The organism is Vibrio sp. 1078-1, assembly GCF_033340475.1.
This window is the reverse complement of the sequence record NZ_JAWOWM010000013.1, coordinates 25,518-41,136: the sequence shown is the minus strand read 5'-3', so window position 1 is coordinate 41,136 and position 15,619 is coordinate 25,518. Positions and strand designations below refer to the sequence as shown.

16 protein-coding genes and 1 other RNA gene are annotated in these 15,619 nt (G+C 43.9%); 8 read left to right on the top strand and 9 right to left on the bottom strand.

Annotated features, from left to right (window positions below; translation table 11 throughout):
- Nucleotides 1-630 precede the first annotated feature (630 nt).
- Nucleotides 631-837, top strand: a complete 207-nt coding sequence (locus R7190_RS19960) for a DUF1107 domain-containing protein (protein WP_005380970.1) — start codon at nucleotides 631-633, stop codon at nucleotides 835-837.
- A 65-nt stretch (nucleotides 838-902) separates the two neighbouring features.
- Here the strand turns inward: R7190_RS19960 and R7190_RS19955 are convergent, their stop codons facing one another.
- The 3 genes from R7190_RS19955 to R7190_RS19945 are packed head-to-tail and all read right to left on the bottom strand — an operon-like array spanning nucleotide 903 to nucleotide 3,923.
- Complete coding sequence (locus tag R7190_RS19955; RefSeq protein ID WP_033907445.1) at nucleotides 903-2,111, bottom strand: FAD-dependent 2-octaprenylphenol hydroxylase; 1,209 nt, start codon at nucleotides 2,109-2,111, stop codon at nucleotides 903-905.
- 31 nt (nucleotides 2,112-2,142) lie between these two features.
- Nucleotides 2,143-3,321: a 2-octaprenyl-6-methoxyphenyl hydroxylase gene (ubiH, locus tag R7190_RS19950; RefSeq protein ID WP_186584656.1), complete on the bottom strand. Its 1,179-nt coding sequence runs from the start codon at nucleotides 3,319-3,321 to the stop codon at nucleotides 2,143-2,145.
- A gap of 23 nt (nucleotides 3,322-3,344) precedes the next feature.
- Entirely contained in the window at nucleotides 3,345-3,923 is a 579-nt protein-coding gene (locus tag R7190_RS19945; protein WP_005380976.1) for a YecA family protein, read from the bottom strand.
- Between the two features lie 249 nt (nucleotides 3,924-4,172).
- Between R7190_RS19945 and R7190_RS19940 the strand changes: the two genes are divergently transcribed.
- The 5 genes from R7190_RS19940 to serA all read left to right on the top strand — a co-directional run bounded on the left by R7190_RS19940 (nucleotide 4,173) and on the right by serA (nucleotide 7,496).
- Nucleotides 4,173-4,481 (top strand): cell division protein ZapA, encoded by a 309-nt coding sequence (locus R7190_RS19940; RefSeq protein ID WP_005384553.1) that lies wholly within the window; start codon nucleotides 4,173-4,175, stop codon nucleotides 4,479-4,481.
- A gap of 8 nt (nucleotides 4,482-4,489) precedes the next feature.
- Nucleotides 4,490-4,674, top strand: a non-coding RNA gene (gene ssrS, locus R7190_RS19935) — 6S RNA.
- A gap of 5 nt (nucleotides 4,675-4,679) precedes the next feature.
- Nucleotides 4,680-5,279 carry a 5-formyltetrahydrofolate cyclo-ligase gene (locus R7190_RS19930; protein ID WP_054701889.1) on the top strand — a complete coding sequence of 200 codons (600 nt, stop codon included), beginning with the start codon at nucleotides 4,680-4,682 and terminating at the stop codon, nucleotides 5,277-5,279.
- A gap of 53 nt (nucleotides 5,280-5,332) precedes the next feature.
- Nucleotides 5,333-5,989: a ribose-5-phosphate isomerase RpiA gene (gene rpiA, locus R7190_RS19925; RefSeq protein ID WP_005380982.1), complete on the top strand. Its 657-nt coding sequence runs from the start codon at nucleotides 5,333-5,335 to the stop codon at nucleotides 5,987-5,989.
- Between the two features lie 274 nt (nucleotides 5,990-6,263).
- The gene (gene serA / locus R7190_RS19920; RefSeq protein WP_017821632.1) at nucleotides 6,264-7,496 is read left to right on the top strand and encodes a phosphoglycerate dehydrogenase; all 1,233 of its coding nucleotides are present in this window, start codon (nucleotides 6,264-6,266) and stop codon (nucleotides 7,494-7,496) included.
- 71 nt (nucleotides 7,497-7,567) lie between these two features.
- On the opposite strand, the gene R7190_RS19915 is transcribed toward serA, so the two are convergent.
- Both R7190_RS19915 and R7190_RS19910 read right to left on the bottom strand, forming a co-directional pair.
- Entirely contained in the window at nucleotides 7,568-8,260 is a 693-nt protein-coding gene (locus R7190_RS19915) for an oxidative stress defense protein (RefSeq protein WP_005384550.1), read from the bottom strand.
- 208 nt (nucleotides 8,261-8,468) lie between these two features.
- Entirely contained in the window at nucleotides 8,469-9,365 is an 897-nt protein-coding gene (locus tag R7190_RS19910; RefSeq protein WP_025768836.1) for a LysR family transcriptional regulator ArgP, read from the bottom strand.
- 147 nt (nucleotides 9,366-9,512) lie between these two features.
- Between R7190_RS19910 and R7190_RS19905 the strand changes: the two genes are divergently transcribed.
- Together R7190_RS19905 and R7190_RS19900 are read left to right on the top strand one after the other, a co-directional pair.
- Entirely contained in the window at nucleotides 9,513-10,142 is a 630-nt protein-coding gene (locus tag R7190_RS19905; protein ID WP_031780897.1) for a LysE/ArgO family amino acid transporter, read from the top strand.
- Between the two features lie 26 nt (nucleotides 10,143-10,168).
- Complete coding sequence (locus R7190_RS19900) at nucleotides 10,169-10,651, top strand: YbaK/EbsC family protein (protein WP_042521288.1); 483 nt, start codon at nucleotides 10,169-10,171, stop codon at nucleotides 10,649-10,651.
- A 47-nt stretch (nucleotides 10,652-10,698) separates the two neighbouring features.
- Here the strand turns inward: R7190_RS19900 and mscS are convergent, their stop codons facing one another.
- The 4 genes from mscS to epd form a co-directional block, all read right to left on the bottom strand.
- Nucleotides 10,699-11,565 carry a small-conductance mechanosensitive channel MscS gene (mscS, locus tag R7190_RS19895; protein WP_005384548.1) on the bottom strand — a complete coding sequence of 289 codons (867 nt, stop codon included), beginning with the start codon at nucleotides 11,563-11,565 and terminating at the stop codon, nucleotides 10,699-10,701.
- 426 nt (nucleotides 11,566-11,991) lie between these two features.
- A complete protein-coding gene (gene fbaA / locus R7190_RS19890; protein ID WP_005380996.1) occupies nucleotides 11,992-13,068 on the bottom strand; it encodes a class II fructose-bisphosphate aldolase in 1,077 nt (358 codons plus the stop codon).
- 154 nt (nucleotides 13,069-13,222) lie between these two features.
- Nucleotides 13,223-14,383, bottom strand: coding sequence for a phosphoglycerate kinase (locus R7190_RS19885; RefSeq protein WP_005384547.1), 1,161 nt, complete (start codon nucleotides 14,381-14,383; stop codon nucleotides 13,223-13,225).
- A gap of 151 nt (nucleotides 14,384-14,534) precedes the next feature.
- Nucleotides 14,535-15,572 (bottom strand): erythrose-4-phosphate dehydrogenase, encoded by a 1,038-nt coding sequence (gene epd / locus R7190_RS19880; protein ID WP_053306782.1) that lies wholly within the window; start codon nucleotides 15,570-15,572, stop codon nucleotides 14,535-14,537.
- Nucleotides 15,573-15,619: the final 47 nt, after the last annotated feature.

Sequence of the window (15,619 nt, the reverse complement as noted above, 5' to 3'; positions counted from 1 at the left end):
AACAATGTAATGACACGTAGTGTTTCTATCACTGCGTGATCTCGCTCATATCTACAAAAATAGACATGAGAATTTTTAATCACATATAAAACATAAATAGTCACAAAGATAAAACTCGTATATGCTGAATTTGTTGGTTAAGTTTCAAACAAGCACTTAACCAATATAAAGTGAGTCAGCTAGCTGAGTGACAGCATTCATGCAGTTAGTTATCCACTTTTGTGTAATGCATCTGTGACTATTCGCCCGCTGAAGCGGGCTTTTTTTTACGTGGAACTTTTTCTCTTTCATTTCCTCTAATCGTTAGAACGTAAAGTGTGTTACGCGAAGCACGACCTTAATAGAAACAACTAGCAAACAACCGTTTTCGTTCTATTCTTAATTCTGTAACAAAACTATTGCTTAATGCGTCACGTAAAAAGGAGTGTATTGGCGTAAGGGTTCCTTTAGAGAGGTTATTTTTGGGGTAATCCTCACGCTATTTAAGAGATGACACTGTCAAATTGTCTAAGACAACACAATTCTCTGACGCAACACCCTACATCTGTATTTAATACTATTGCTGTCACAATAATTTTCGCGTCCAGAACGTAGAATACCTAGGCTAGGTTAGATAAAAGGAAAGTAAATATGAGACTGTTTAAGCGCTATACACCAAGTATGATTGCTAAACATATAAGTCGTCTTTTTAAAGGAAGAATTTATATTTACGGGGTCGGTAGATTCGAGTTTGATAACGGTAAGTTAATACTGCCGGAGAAAGCAGAGCAACGCCATTTCCGAGCGGTCAAAGAGATCAATCAAGAAATAATGAAACTCCGATGCGCATATGCTTAGCAAAATGTTGATAAAACAAAGGCTGGATTAACCAGCCTTTTGTGTATTTGAAGTTCGCTTTGCACTTACTGACGCGCGAGATCCGGCAAGTGTCCCTTTAAACCAAGCGCGCGCTTCATGATCTCATCTTTCGCTCCCGGCAGTTGCCCCGCTAAACTCAAGCCAATGCCACGAACAAGCTTCTTAGCAGGGTTCTCGCCAGAGAACAAATCTCGAAACCCTTGCATAGTAGCGATCATCTTTGCCGCTTCCGCTTTTCGCCAACGCTCGTAGCTTCTTAGGTTGCGTTTACTGCCGATATCTTGTCCCTGCTTCCAAAGTGCTAATACTTCTTGAGCAAGACTGGCGGCATCTAATAAACCTAAATTCACACCCTGCCCCGCTAATGGGTGAATGGTATGGGCCGCATCACCAACCAGCGCGACTCGCTCGACAACAAAATCTCGCGCATAGCGCATTTTCAAAGGAAACGCAGCACGCTCTCCCACTACTTCACATAGACCAAGTCGAGCATCAAACTCACTCGTCAACGCTTTATTGAAATCATGTTCACTCATCGCCACTAACTGCTCTGCTCGATTTGGCTCCGTGGACCAAACAATAGAGCACATATCTGGTTGCGACATTGGCAAAAATGCCAACGGTCCGTGAGGAGTAAATATCTGGCGCGCAATGCTGTTGTGTGGCATAGCAGTTTTGACATTCGCGACCAAAGCATGATGACCATAGTCCCAATGCGTTAATGGAATATCCATTTGATGGCGAAGCCACGAATTCGCCCCATCGGCTCCGACCACTAATTTAGCGGTCATGGCTTGGCCATTATCGAGCGTCAGCCAGCTTTCTTGCTCACCGACCGCGAGAGTCGCGCAACGTGCAGGCATAAACATAGTGACGTTATCGAGCTTTTGGACTTGTTCAAGCAGCGCAAGTTGAATCACACGATTCTCAACAATATGCCCTAAATCAGGTTGTGCCATACTTTGTGCATTAAATTCAATGCTGGCAAAGCTATCTTGTTCCCATACTTCCATGCCATGGTAAGGTGAAGCTCGGCGCTGTTCTATGCCCTGCCAAGCACCAAGTTTACGCAAAATCGTCTCACTAGAGCGGCTCAGCGCAGACACACGAACATCGGGTAATTCTTTCAACGAATCATCTGGCACTTTACCTTCAATAACGGCGACACGCAGATCACTGTCTTTGAACGCGGCAGCAAGTGCCAACCCAACCATCCCTCCGCCGATGATGGCGATATCTACACTTTGCATCATTGCTTTTTATTACCTAATTCAGTGCGGCCGTTCATCGTTTTACCAAGCCAAGTGTATGGCATAGTAGCGGCTGCTTAAAAATAGAAAGGTTATCCATCGCTGCTAAGGCAGTATTTCGGCCAATTCGCATCGCGGGTAAATCATTTGAAAAAACATGCACTAAGGCACTGGTTAGCCAAATAGTTTCGCTTCGATCTGCTTCTCTACGTTGACTAAAGCGCATCAGGCCTTGATAAAGACCCACATCCTCACTTTGCTGCACAATTTCTTCTGCTAGTGAGACTACATCGCGAATACCGAGATTAAAGCCTTGTCCAGCTATCGGGTGCAGCGTTTGCGCCGCATTTCCAACAATCGCAAAGCGATGTGAAATATTTTGCTTTCGATGGCGAAGAAGCAATGGGTAACTTGCACGGCGCCCCACTTTTTTCATCGCGCCTAAACGCCAACCAAAATCGTTCTGTAAACGCTGGAGAAATGCTTGATCAGATAACTCAAGAACGGCTTGGGCTTCTTCAGGGTGCAAACACCAAACTAAGGACATTCGATTGTCACTCATTGGCAATAAAGCAACTGGGCCATTCTCAGTAAAACGTTCAAAGGCTCTACCTTGATGAGGTTCTTGAGTCACAATATTGGCAATGACAGCCACTTGTTCAAAATCTTGCTCAGAAAGTTCTAGACCAATTTTCTGACAACAGGTCGAAACAGCACCATCTGCAGCCACCAGCAGTTTTGCTTCAAGTTGCTCACCACTTTTCAACGTCACATGGGTACAGTTTTGCTCGCGCTCGATATCGGTAACGGAGTCAGGACAAAACAGCGTAATTGACTCGCTACTGTCTAATAATTCTTGATATACACGCCCAACATCGGCTAATTCTACAACATACCCTAGAGCTTCAACCCCAACCTCTTGCTTGGTAATCTCCGTCATCCCAGCATGAGAACGGTCAGAAACGTGGATATGTTCAATGGGTGTGACAAACGGTTCTACTGACGTCCAGAGCTGTAGTTGACGCAACAGATTGACAGTACCGTAAGACAATGCGATTGAGCGAGAGTCAAAACCAGGGTGCATATCTGATTGTGCTTTAAAAGGCTCAACGACGGCAATGCGGAGCTTTCCCTGAGACAAATGGTCAATCGCCAATGCTAACGTTGTACCAGCCATGGCACCACCAGCAATGACTACATCATATTGCTTCATACTAACCTCTGGACGGTCTACGATTAGTGAATAGTAGGTTTTTTGTCGCTGCTTTCAGGACGAACACCAAATTCAGCATGAATCGTTAGTACGCAAGCTTTGATGTGCTCAATCACTTGCTCTAGCAATTGCGCTTGTTCACCAAGATCGTCATCTTCATCAATGCCTAATTTGGCAATCTCTTCTAGATCAGCCAGTGCTTCTTTAGCGTCATCAGATGCTTTGTTAAGCGCAACGCCTGCTAGACCTAGCCCAGAAATAAAGTGGTTTACAAAGTCGGACACACTGTCGGCTAATGCGAATAAGCCTTCTTCGCCCGGCTCATCTGGCAATAGTAAAGACAGCTCCATTGATGTGCCAGTAAGCTCATTAACAGTAACGTTGAATATGCTCTGAGCAAAAGTGAGTGCTGTCGAGGGCCACCCCATCCCATCATTGGTGTAGTCAAAAAGAATCGGCTGCCAAGTTTGATCATTGATCGCCAATCCACCACTTAACATGCCAACAAATAAGCCATGTAACTCCGCCGGTGTCACAGCCAGGCTTGCCGATTGCAGTTCAGCAGCAATAGATTGGTATTCAGGAAGGGTGATTTCACTCATAACTTGGCTCATTCTTGCGTAATAATGTATTGGTATATCCTACCATCAAGGTTAGTGGTCTGAAACGGCTATCAAATTCAATTTTGGACAGCATTTGTTCAATTTGCCCAATTCCTGTGTGATCTCGTCATCATTTCTCTTTCTGTGATGGGAAATGCTTGAATCTTAATAGCGGTTTTCCTATAGTTTGCTCCTCGGTAGTTGTATGAAGCAACACCTTAGATAGCGCGAATATAGAGTTTATTCATCATGAGCAATCAAGCGATCGACGTTGAAATATTAGGCAAACTTACACGTGTGAATTGTCCGACAGGACAAGAAGAGTCTCTTGTTGCAGCGGCAAAAGATCTTGATCGCCGATTGAAAGAAATGAGCGAACGTACTAAGGTAACCAATGAAATCCAACTGCTGACCTTTGCTGCATTGAATATTTGCTATGAGTTGCACACCAAGTCATACGAATCCAATGGTCAACAGCAAGAAATTACTGAGCGAATGGAAAAGCTCACCGCGTCTTTAGAGAACGCACTAAGCAAAGTTACGCAAGGACAGCAGTAAATACAAAATTTACCCTGGGGTGTGCGTCAGCAGGATTTAAGTCCCTGAGCCGATAAGCAATACCTAAGGGTTAGTATTTGGTAACTATTGAGCAAGCTCGGCATGCACCGAGAAGCCTACGGTTGTCATTGCTGATCCGCCTTGAACCAGCTGGTTCAAGGGCCACAATCCTCAACGGCACCCTGGGGTATTCTCTCTATGTCAGACCTCTCTCGACAAGACTTCCGCAAACTGATTCGTGAAAAGCGCAACGCTCTGTGCAGTGATACGCAATACCAAGCGGGAATCGACCTTATTACTCAATTTTCCCAACTTCCTGAAATCGATCAGGCGCAACATATTGCCATCTACCTTTCTGCAGACGGTGAGCTTGATACTAAACCGCTCATTGAATGGTTATGGCAACAGGGAAAATCGGTTTATCTGCCCGTCATCCATCCCTTTTCTAAAGGTCAGTTACTGTTTCTTCAGTATGTAAATGATGAACAGCTCGTCTACAACAAGTACGGCATCTTAGAGCCCAAGCTCGATATCAGACACCTCAAACCCGTTCGCCAGCTTGATTTAATCTGCACGCCTTTAGTTGGGTTCGACAGCATCGGACACCGCTTAGGCATGGGCGGGGGGTACTACGATCGTACTCTGTCACGTTGGTTTATAACTGGAGAGGGTGCTAAACCTGTCGGTATCGCTCATGACTGCCAACATGTAGAACGCTTACCAATTGAAAGCTGGGACATTCCATTGCCTAAGATCGTGACCCCAAGCCAAATATGGCAATGGGAAAGTGACAAGTAAGCCGCTATAATCACGCCCGCAAACGTTAACGAACATCTATTCAGGAGATTGGCATGACTCAAGATGAAATGAAAAAAGCGGCTGGTTGGGCAGCACTAAAATATGTTGAGAAAGGCAGCATTGTCGGTGTTGGTACTGGCTCTACCGTGAATCACTTCATCGATGCACTAGGCACTATCAAAGATGATATTAAAGGTGCAGTGTCTAGCTCTGTCGCTTCAACTGAGCGCCTTAAAGAGCTTGGTATTGAAGTATACGAGTGTAACGATGTAATGAAGCTGGATGTGTATGTTGATGGCGCAGATGAGATCAACCCAGCACGTGAAATGATCAAAGGCGGCGGCGCGGCTCTGACTCGTGAGAAAATTGTCGCAGCAATCTCTGATAAGTTCGTATGTATCGTTGACGGCACTAAAGCAGTTGACGTACTTGGCCAGTTCCCATTGCCTGTTGAAGTAATCCCAATGGCACGCTCTTACGTGGCTCGTGAATTGGTAAAACTAGGTGGTGATCCAGCTTACCGTGAAGGCGTTGTGACTGACAACGGCAACGTGATTCTGGATGTGCACAATATGCAAATTACCAACCCGAAAGAAATGGAAGACAAAATAAACGGCATCGCTGGTGTGGTGACTGTGGGTCTTTTCGCTCATCGTGGTGCAGACGTAGTGATCACTGGCACACCAGAAGGTGCAAAAATTGAAGAGTAAATAACAGCCTAAAATGAACCTATCTGGTTCACTTTTCTGTTATTTCATTACATACGGTGCTGCAAGGCACCGTTTTTTATTCCTTTCTATAAGAAAATTATCTCTTATTCCGTAATTTTCTTACCCAAAGCAATTTTTTTTTGTTACTTTATTGAACAGAAGACGCACAGGGAAACGTTTGTCTTCCTACAAAACTGTTAATTATCCCCTTTTTAATAGTTTTGCCCAATGTGCGCCACATTAGCCCACCTTTCCATTTTAAGGACGAGAAAAAATGGCCAAAGTTTCACTGGAAAAAGAAAAGATTAAGATCCTCTTGTTAGAGGGACTCCACCCTTCTTCAGTTGAAGTTCTTCAAGCAGCTGGTTATACCAACATTGAATACCATAAAGGTTCCCTTCCGGAAGAAGAACTAATTGAAGCGGTAAAAGACGTGCACTTCATTGGTATCCGCTCCCGTACGAACCTATCCGAAGAGGTAATCAATGCGGCGAACAAGCTGGTTGCAATTGGCTGTTTTTGTATTGGCACTAACCAAGTAAACCTAGACGCAGCAGCAAAACGCGGTATTCCTGTCTTTAATGCACCATTCTCTAACACTCGAAGCGTGGCAGAGCTTGTACTTGGGCAAATCCTTTTACTAGTGCGTGGTATTCCTGAAAAGAATGCTCTTGCACATCGCGGTATTTGGAAGAAAAGTGCAGACAACTCTTACGAAGCTCGTGGTAAGTGCCTTGGCATTATCGGATACGGTCACATTGGTACGCAGCTTGGTATTATTGCCGAAAACTTAGGTATGCGCGTTTACTACTACGATATTGAGAACAAACTGTCCCTTGGTAATGCGACGCAAGTACATACCATGAGTGAACTATTGAACAAATGTGATGTGATTTCTTTGCACGTTCCCGAAACACCGGAAACGAAAAACATGATGGGTGAAGCTGAATTTGCTCGAATGAAACCAGGTTCCATCTTTATCAACGCGGCACGTGGCACCGTTGTGGATATTCCTGCACTTTGCCATAGCTTAGAAGCTGGTCACCTTGCCGGCGCTGCAATTGATGTATTCCCAACTGAACCAAAAACAAATGCTGACCCGTTCGAGTCTCCTTTACAAAAATTCGATAACGTCATTCTCACTCCACACGTTGGTGGTTCAACGCAAGAAGCACAAGAGAATATCGGCTTAGAAGTGGCGGGCAAACTGGCTAAGTACTCTGATAACGGCTCGACACTTTCAAGCGTAAACTTCCCTGAAGTGTCATTGCCAGAACACAGTGGTGAGTGCTCTCGTCTGCTTCATATCCATAAGAACCGTCCTGGTATTCTAACTCAGATCAACACCATCTTTGCTGAAGAAGGCATTAACATTGCCGCGCAGTACCTACAAACAGCCGCTGAAATAGGCTACGTAGTGATCGACGTTGAAACTGAACGAGCAGAAGAAGCTCTAACAAAGCTCAAAAACATTGAAGGCACAATCCGTGCTCGTATCCTGCATTAAACTGTGAAATAGAAATGACAAAGGCAGGGGTTGTAACTCCCTGCCTTTTGCTTTTTACTGTTTGCTAAGCCTTACTTTAGCTTATAAATGACATCGACTTGATCGCGAATGATCATGGTTGAATCTTGGTAGCTATTCGCTCCTTCTTTACTATCCATCGCCATTGAACGCATTAACACAGGCTGAACGTGCATCTGTCTGTAATTGATCTGCCATACATCGCCCAACTTTTTCTCAAAACCAGTCGCTAATGACCCTGCTTTTTCTCTTGCGTCCTTAATCGCAGCCATTCGTGCCTTTTGCTGATATTCGGCTTGGTTGCTTACTTTAAGTTGAATATTATCAACCTGATTAATTCCCGCTTCTAACGCCATATCTAGGTATTGGTTAAGGTTTTTCAGATCCGTCACCGTGACATCAATACTGCGAGATGCTCGATACCCAACAAGTTCTGCTTTCCCTGATTTAGGGTAATGGTACTGAGGAGCAAGGTATAAATTCGAGCTAGTAATATTGTCTTTTGACAAGCCGGCATCCGATAAGCTTTTTAGAAACTCTTCAACGGTTTTATCTACGGACAATTTCGCTTGTTCGGCCGTCATTGTCGTATCGACTACTTTTACAGAAAACGTAGCCATGTCAGGTGTGGCCGTCACTTCGCCATACCCCGTTGTCGTAACATGAGCAAACTCTGGCGTATTCGCCAAAACTGAAGCACTGGTAAGGCTGAGTGCTGAAGCCAGCAAAAATGAATACAATTTCATTCAATAAATCCATCCATACAAAATTAAGTACTTAATCTCAGATTCCAACATCACTATCATGGCTGAGAAAGCGTGTGGTTTCATAATAGAAACTTCCGCCGATTATCCAAGCACCCATAGTGACTTCTAACACAACTTTGACTATGTAACATTGGCGTAATTTTTAAACAAAACACACTTAAGTGAACGATATGCAGCTCTGACGAACTTATTGAGGTAGATGCTGCTGCGCATACCCCACTATCGCATGTGAGATTTCTTGTAGTACCCCAGTTTCTAACTGCCAGTGGTGCCAATAAATCCGATGGGACATTAAAAAACCTGGAGTCACATCAACCAACACACCTCTGTCTAATTCGTCGGTAATTTGCAAGCGGGGGATCAAGCAATAAGCTACACCAGCTAACGCCACTTTTAGAAACGCTTCAGAACTACTGATGTTGTGATGAATAACGCTGTCAGGATTGACGTTAAAATGCTCGGTAAGAAATGTTTTATGTAGATCATCATATTGGTCATATGAAACGGCCGGTGCTTTTGCCAATGTCTGATTATTTACGCCTTTAGAAAAATAACGCTGATAGAACTCTGGGCTCGCGACACAAACATAATCGATGCGACCTAAATAGTCTGCTCTGCATCCGGGGATTGGCTGGGACTCCAAGCTGATCGCTCCTGTCACTTCGCCACTTTTGAGTTTTTCAATAGAGCGGTATTCACCATAGATAGTCAGTTTTAGTTCAACTTGACGCTGCTTCATAACATTTTGCAGCGCTGGCAGTAGCCATGTTGCAAGGCTATCTGCATTAGTCGCTAAAGAGAGTTGCACAGGTCGCGTACTGGTATCATTTTTTAGTTCGGGGAGAATTTCATGCTCTAGCAAGCGTACTCGCCGATAAAGACCCAACAATTTTTTACCAATTAGCGTTGGCTTAGGTGGCTGGCTTCGAATTAAAACAGGCTGCGCGAGAAACTTCTCTAACTGCTTGATACGTTGAGAAATGGCGGATTGAGAAACAAATAAATGCTCGGCAGCACGCTCAAAGCTACCCTGATAAACTATAGCATCTAATGCCTCAATCCATTTGTAATCTAACCCTCGCATACCTTTCCTCTCACTCCTGATCAAACGCCTCCCGTTAAATTAGTCTATCTAATGTAAGATTAAAATCATTAATTATACTTATTTAGATAAACGCTTTATCTTTCCCCTTTCTGTAAATGTATTTGTTATTTTGAAGTGAGGTGAAGTGTGAGCTTGTGGGTTCTATTGCAAGGTTTTGGTTTAGGAGCATCAATGATCATTCCGATCGGCGCGCAAAATGCGTATGTTTTGAATCAAGGCATAAAGCGTAACCACCACCTAACAACCGCCACTATTTGTAGCGTGCTAGATATGATTTTCATCTCTCTAGGTATCTTTGGTGGTGGTGCAATTCTGTCTCAAAATGAAATCTTACTGACGTCGGTGACACTTGGTGGTATTGCTTTCTTGAGCTTCTATGGACTGCTCTCGCTAAAAAGTGCTTTTAAGCCAGAGAGTGAATCGGAATCAAAAGGGGAGATCGTAGCTCGAGGTCGTCGAACGGTTATTCTAGGTGCGTTAGCTGTCACTGTGCTTAATCCGCACTTATATTTAGATACAGTCGTTATTCTAGGTTCGATCGGTGGACAATTTGAAGGCCATGATCGCATTGCTTTTGCACTAGGTACGATTATGGCTTCCTTTGTTTGGTTCTACACTTTATCGATAGGAGCAGCCAAACTAGGTCCAACACTCTCTCAACCAAAAGTGAAAAAAACCATCGACATTGCAATCGCAATGATGATGTTCACAATAGCGTATATCTTAGCGAGTGAGCTTATTGATAAGTATTGGTAATCACCAGGTAGTAAGGCAGCAAAGACATGGAGTCACTAAAACATATTTATAACAACAATAGAGAGCGATTCAACGCGCTCTCTATTCCTTTTCGGGAATGGCAGCACGAAGCCATCTTAGACTTTGAGACAGATATACGCATTGCGAGAGAGCTTGGTTGGACGGGTACGCATACCAAAAGCCTCTTTTTAACACTCAAAGGACAAGGTTACGCGGTTTATCTGACAGATAAGGACTCGCGCCTCGATGCCAAGCAGATTAAAGCGATTACAGGTAAACGTCCCTCTATTTGTAATGATGATGAAATGGTCGAAGTGTTAGGTTGCGTACCCGGCGCGGTTTGCCCAATAGGCTTACCGGAATACATCACTATCATTGTTGATACCAATCTCTATCAACATCAAGAGTTGCTCTATACGCCTGGCTTACCTGAGTTCACATTTGGATTTGCAGGTAAACATCTAAAACGCCTCTTGCTTGCTGGTCATCACACCCTTTACGAAATATAAAAAAGCGAGGCCTATTGGCCTCGCTTTTGAATATCGACTGCTTTTGATTAAGCGTCGACTTTGTTCAGGTGAACATCCATTTGTGGGAATGGAATCTCGATACCATTTTCATCCAATGCTTCTTTAATACCTTGCATTGCATCAAAGTATACGCCCCAGTAATCTGCAGTTTTCACCCATGGACGAACCACAAAGTTAACTGAAGAGTCTGCTAACGTAAGTACACCAATTGTGATATCTGGGTCTTTCAAGATACGTGGATCTTTCTCTAGCGTCTCACGAATCACTTTCTTCGTTAGTTTAAGGTCTGCTTTGTATGAAACACCAATCACTAGGTCGACACGTCGTGTCGCATGGCGAGAGTAGTTAGTAATGGCACCGCCGATAACTGAAGAGTTAGGCACAACAACCATTTTGTTGTCTGGTGTTTTTAGAACGGTTTGGAAGATTTGAATTGCTTCAACACTACCCGCTACACCACCGATTTCTACGTAGTCGCCTGATTTGAATGGACGGAACGCAACAATAAGTACGCCTGCTGCAAAGTTTGATAGTGAACCTTGTAGTGCAAGACCAACAGCAAGACCTGCCGCACCAATCACAGCAACAACAGAAGCGGTTTGAACTCCTAATCGACCAAGAGCCGCGATTAGCACGATTACAAATAGCAAGTAACGAACAAGACCGTGAATAAATTCAACGACGGCCTTATCCATGTTTTTCTTTTCTAGTACTTTAGAAACACTACCAGCGACTGCCTTAACGATAAGATTACCGATAAACAGAATAAGCACCGCAGAGATAATGTTCACACCGTACTGAACCAGTAGATCTGAATTGTTTGTCAGCCAAGTTTCAGCCTGAGTTAGACCATCCGTTAAAGTGGTATCGATACCCACCGATTCACCTGCCATAATTCTTATCCTCAAAAATAAAGAGATATAAATCCAATTGCCGTTAATTTATGAACCTTGTTTTTTAAAGGCTCTTTTCTAAAACAACATCCCTATTGCTCCACTGAACAGTGTCAGATTTTTGGCACAATATCCCAACTCTGACTTTTTTCAAAGTCAGAGTTTCGCAAAGATATGCAAAACAAGACTTTATCAGAGCTTTCTGACACTGACTTGTTACAGGTTACGCAATGCACTCTGATTTCGCCACTCTTAAGACTGATATTCCCATGTTTTCTTTAAAAAAAACGTTAAAGGTGAGATATCTCACTAGCAAATACAACCTAACGCATAAAAATATCGGGAGAAAGCAGAGGGGAAGAAAATGATAGATATAAAAAAAACCCGCTCAAAGAGCGGGTTTTTAAGTAACTTAATCAGTAACGATTATAGTACGTCAACTGCGTTAAGGTCAGCAAATGCTTGCTCTAGACGAGTAACCATTGAAGCTTGGCCTGCACGTAGCCATACGCGTGGATCGTAGTACTTCTTGTTTGGTGCATCTTCACCAGTTGGGTTACCGATCTGACCTTGTAGGTAATCGTGGTTTTCAGCTTCGAACTTACGGATACCATCCCAAGTAGCCCACTGTGTATCAGTATCGATGTTCATTTTGATTACACCGTAGCCGATAGATTCACGGATTTCTTCTAGAGAAGAACCTGAACCACCGTGGAATACGAAGTTTAGAGAGTTCGCTGGAAGACCGAATTTCTCAGAAACGTGCGCTTGAGAATCACGTAGGATAGTTGGAGTTAGTACAACGTTACCTGGCTTGTATACGCCGTGTACGTTACCGAAAGATGCTGCGATAGTGAAACGGTGGCTGATTGCGCTTAGTTTCTCGTATGCGTATGCAACGTCTTCTGGAGAAGTGTATAGCTCAGACGCATCCATATCAGAGTTGTCAACGCCGTCTTCTTCACCACCAGTACAACCTAGTTCGATTTCTAGAGTCATGTTCATTTTAGCCATGCGCTCTAGGTACTTAGCAGAAATTTCGATGTTCTCTTCTAGAGACTCTTCAGAAAGGTCGATCATGTGAGAAGAGAATAGTGGCTTACCAGTTTGCGCGAAGTACTCTTCACCAGCGTCTAGTAGACCGTCGATCCAAGGAAGTAGTTTCTTAGCTGCGTGGTCAGTGTGTAGGATTACTGGAACACCGTAAGCTTCAGCTACAGCGTGAACGTATTTCGCACCAGCAACAGCACCTAGGATTTGAGCTTCTTGACCTTCAAGTTTTAGACCTTTACCAGCAAAGAAAGCAGCGCCACCGTTAGAGAACTGAACGATAACTGGAGCTTTAACTTTTGCAGCTGCTTCAAGTACTGCGTTTACAGAGTCAGTACCCACACAGTTTACTGCTGGAAGTGCAAAGCTGTTTTCTTTTGCAACTTCAAATACTTTCTGAACGTCATCGCCAGAGATAACACCTGGTTTTACGAAGTCGAAGATCTTAGACATGGATGTAATCCTATTTATCTGTCGTTTTTAAACAAAACTTGTTAAGTTGAAAATCTTGCAAACGTTTGCTCACAACTGAGGCTATTCTAGCAGAGTTCCTCACACGTTGCAGCAAACAAGAAAGCGGGAGAATCACTCCCCCGCTTTGCTTTAATTACTTAGCGCGTGCTTCTAGCATTTCTACTGCTGGAAGAACTTTACCTTCTACGAACTCAAGGAAAGCGCCGCCGCCAGTAGAGATGTAAGATACATCCGCTTTGATACCGAACTTGTCGATAGCCGCTAGCGTGTCACCACCGCCTGCAACAGAGAAGCCTTCAGAAGCTGCGATAGCTTCAGAGATACCTTTAGTACCTGCTTCGAAGTTCTTGAATTCGAATACGCCTACTGGACCGTTCCATAGGATAGTCTTAGCGTTTTTAAGGATTTCAGCTAGTTCAGCAGTTGAATCTGGACCAAGGTCGAAGATCATGTCGTCGTCTTGTACTTCAGAAACGTGCTTGATTTCAGCTTCTGCGTTCTCGTCAAATGCTTTCGCACATGCAACGTCAGTTGCTACTGGAATTGCACACTCGTCCATTAGCTTCTTAGCTGTTTCAACTAGGTCTGCTTCGTATAGAGACTTACCAACGTTGTGGCCAGCAGCTGCGATGAATGTGTTAGCAATACCACCACCAACAACGAGTTGGTCAGCGATTTTAGATAGAGACTCAAGAACAGTTAGCTTAGTAGAAACTTTTGAACCACCTACGATAGCAACCATTGGACGAGCTGGCTTGTCCATTGCTTTGCCTAGCGCTTCTAGTTCGTTTGCTAGTAGAGGACCAGCACATGCTACGTCTGCGTGCATGCCAACGCCGTGAGTAGATGCTTGAGCACGGTGAGCCGTACCGAATGCGTCCATTACGAATACGTCACATAGTGCTGCATATTTCTTAGATAGCTCTTCGTCGTTTTTCTTTTCGCCTTTGTTGAAGCGAACGTTTTCAAGAACAACAAGTTCACCCGCATTTAGCTCTAGGCCATCTAGGTAGTCTTTTGCTAGCTTCACTTCGCAATCTAGTGCGTCGTTTAGGTAGTTAACAACTGGTTGTAGAGAGAACTCTTCAGCGTATTCACCTTCAGTTGGGCGACCTAGGTGAGACGTAACCATTACTTTAGCGCCTGCTTCTAGGCAGTGCTTAATAGTTGGAAGAGATGCGATGATACGTGCATCCGAAGTTACTTTACCGTCTTTTACTGGCACGTTTAGGTCAGCACGGATAAATACACGTTTACCTGCAAGATCCAGGTCAGTCATCTTGATTACAGACATGATGTGTCCTCTCAAATATTTAATAATTAAAGTTTTTGAAAACTCGGCAACCCTGCCAAGCCTGTTAATTCTTCAAACTGGTTATAGATATGGAGATATTATGGATTTATTTCAAGGCTTGAAATAAAAATTCTCCATCACTTCTTCGTCATTACTGTTCCACTTGCGAAGAAGCTTGCATTGCTAAGGCAGTATCCAGCATCCGGTTAGCAAAGCCCCATTCGTTGTCGCACCAAACGAGCATTTTTACGAGTTGCCCGTTACTCACTCTAGTCTGGCTTCCATCCACAATCGCACTATGGGGGTCGTGGTTAAAGTCGATGGAAACGAGTGGCGATTCAGTATAGTCAACAATGTTACGTAATGTACACTGAGATGCGTTAACAATGGTTTGATTTACGTCATTAACTTTCACATTTGTACTAATTGTGACACTTAAATCCATTGCAGTGACGTTAACCGTTGGAACACGAACAGAAATTGCTTCGAATTTGTTGGAAAATTTCGGGAAGATTCTTTCAATCCCCTTATGCAACTTAGTGTCCACCGGAATAATAGATTGGCTTGCAGCGCGGGTACGGCGTAAGTCGTTATGATACGCATCAATTACTTGTTGATCGTTCATGGACGAATGAATTGTGGTAATGGTGCCAGACTCTATGCCGAAGGCTTCGTCTAATACTTTAATGATGGGAACGATACAGTTGGTGGTGCAAGAGCCATTGGAGACAACACGGTGCTCGTCTTTCAGAGTTTCGTGGTTCACGCCATAGATAATCGTATTATCTAGGTCGTTTGCGCCCGGGTGCGAAAACAGTACTTTCTTAGCGCCAGCTTCTATATGCGCTTGCCCATCGGCTTGCGAACCAAATACGCCAGTGCAATCCAAGACGATATCAACTTCTAAATCACGCCAAGGAAGTAATTCGATTTCGGAGAGGTGGAGAATGCGAATGGAATCATATTCACCGCTGTCATGATGAACATGCAAATGTTCTTGGTCATGGGAAATTTTTTTACCAAAGCGACCATGACTGGTGTCATATTGCAGTAGGTGTGCCATCGCCTCTGGCTGAGCTAGTTCGTTAACCACCACAACCTTGATCTGCTGGTGTTTTCCACTTTCATACACCGCTCGCAGAACATTACGACCTATACGTCCAAATCCATTGATCGCAACCTTTAGCATTTATCCTTCGCCCTACCAAAAATTTCGTGTCACAGATACTACCTGAT

Bases quoted from the DNA above. Each gene is read 5' to 3' on its own strand.
- R7190_RS19960 (WP_005380970.1), top strand. From the start codon at position 631: ATGAGACTGTTTAAGCGCTATACACCAAGTATGATTGCTAAACATATA.
- R7190_RS19955 (WP_033907445.1), bottom strand. From the start codon at position 2,111: ATGATGCAAAGTGTAGATATCGCCATCATCGGCGGAGGGATGGTTGGG.
- ubiH (WP_186584656.1), bottom strand. From the start codon at position 3,321: ATGAAGCAATATGATGTAGTCATTGCTGGTGGTGCCATGGCTGGTACA.
- R7190_RS19945 (WP_005380976.1), bottom strand. From the start codon at position 3,923: ATGAGTGAAATCACCCTTCCTGAATACCAATCTATTGCTGCTGAACTG.
- R7190_RS19940 (WP_005384553.1), top strand. From the start codon at position 4,173: ATGAGCAATCAAGCGATCGACGTTGAAATATTAGGCAAACTTACACGT.
- R7190_RS19930 (WP_054701889.1), top strand. From the start codon at position 4,680: ATGTCAGACCTCTCTCGACAAGACTTCCGCAAACTGATTCGTGAAAAG.
- rpiA (WP_005380982.1), top strand. From the start codon at position 5,333: ATGACTCAAGATGAAATGAAAAAAGCGGCTGGTTGGGCAGCACTAAAA.
- serA (WP_017821632.1), top strand. From the start codon at position 6,264: ATGGCCAAAGTTTCACTGGAAAAAGAAAAGATTAAGATCCTCTTGTTA.
- R7190_RS19915 (WP_005384550.1), bottom strand. From the start codon at position 8,260: ATGAAATTGTATTCATTTTTGCTGGCTTCAGCACTCAGCCTTACCAGT.
- R7190_RS19910 (WP_025768836.1), bottom strand. From the start codon at position 9,365: ATGCGAGGGTTAGATTACAAATGGATTGAGGCATTAGATGCTATAGTT.
- R7190_RS19900 (WP_042521288.1), top strand. From the start codon at position 10,169: ATGGAGTCACTAAAACATATTTATAACAACAATAGAGAGCGATTCAAC.
- mscS (WP_005384548.1), bottom strand. From the start codon at position 11,565: ATGGCAGGTGAATCGGTGGGTATCGATACCACTTTAACGGATGGTCTA.
- fbaA (WP_005380996.1), bottom strand. From the start codon at position 13,068: ATGTCTAAGATCTTCGACTTCGTAAAACCAGGTGTTATCTCTGGCGAT.
- R7190_RS19885 (WP_005384547.1), bottom strand. From the start codon at position 14,383: ATGTCTGTAATCAAGATGACTGACCTGGATCTTGCAGGTAAACGTGTA.
- epd (WP_053306782.1), bottom strand. From the start codon at position 15,572: ATGCTAAAGGTTGCGATCAATGGATTTGGACGTATAGGTCGTAATGTT.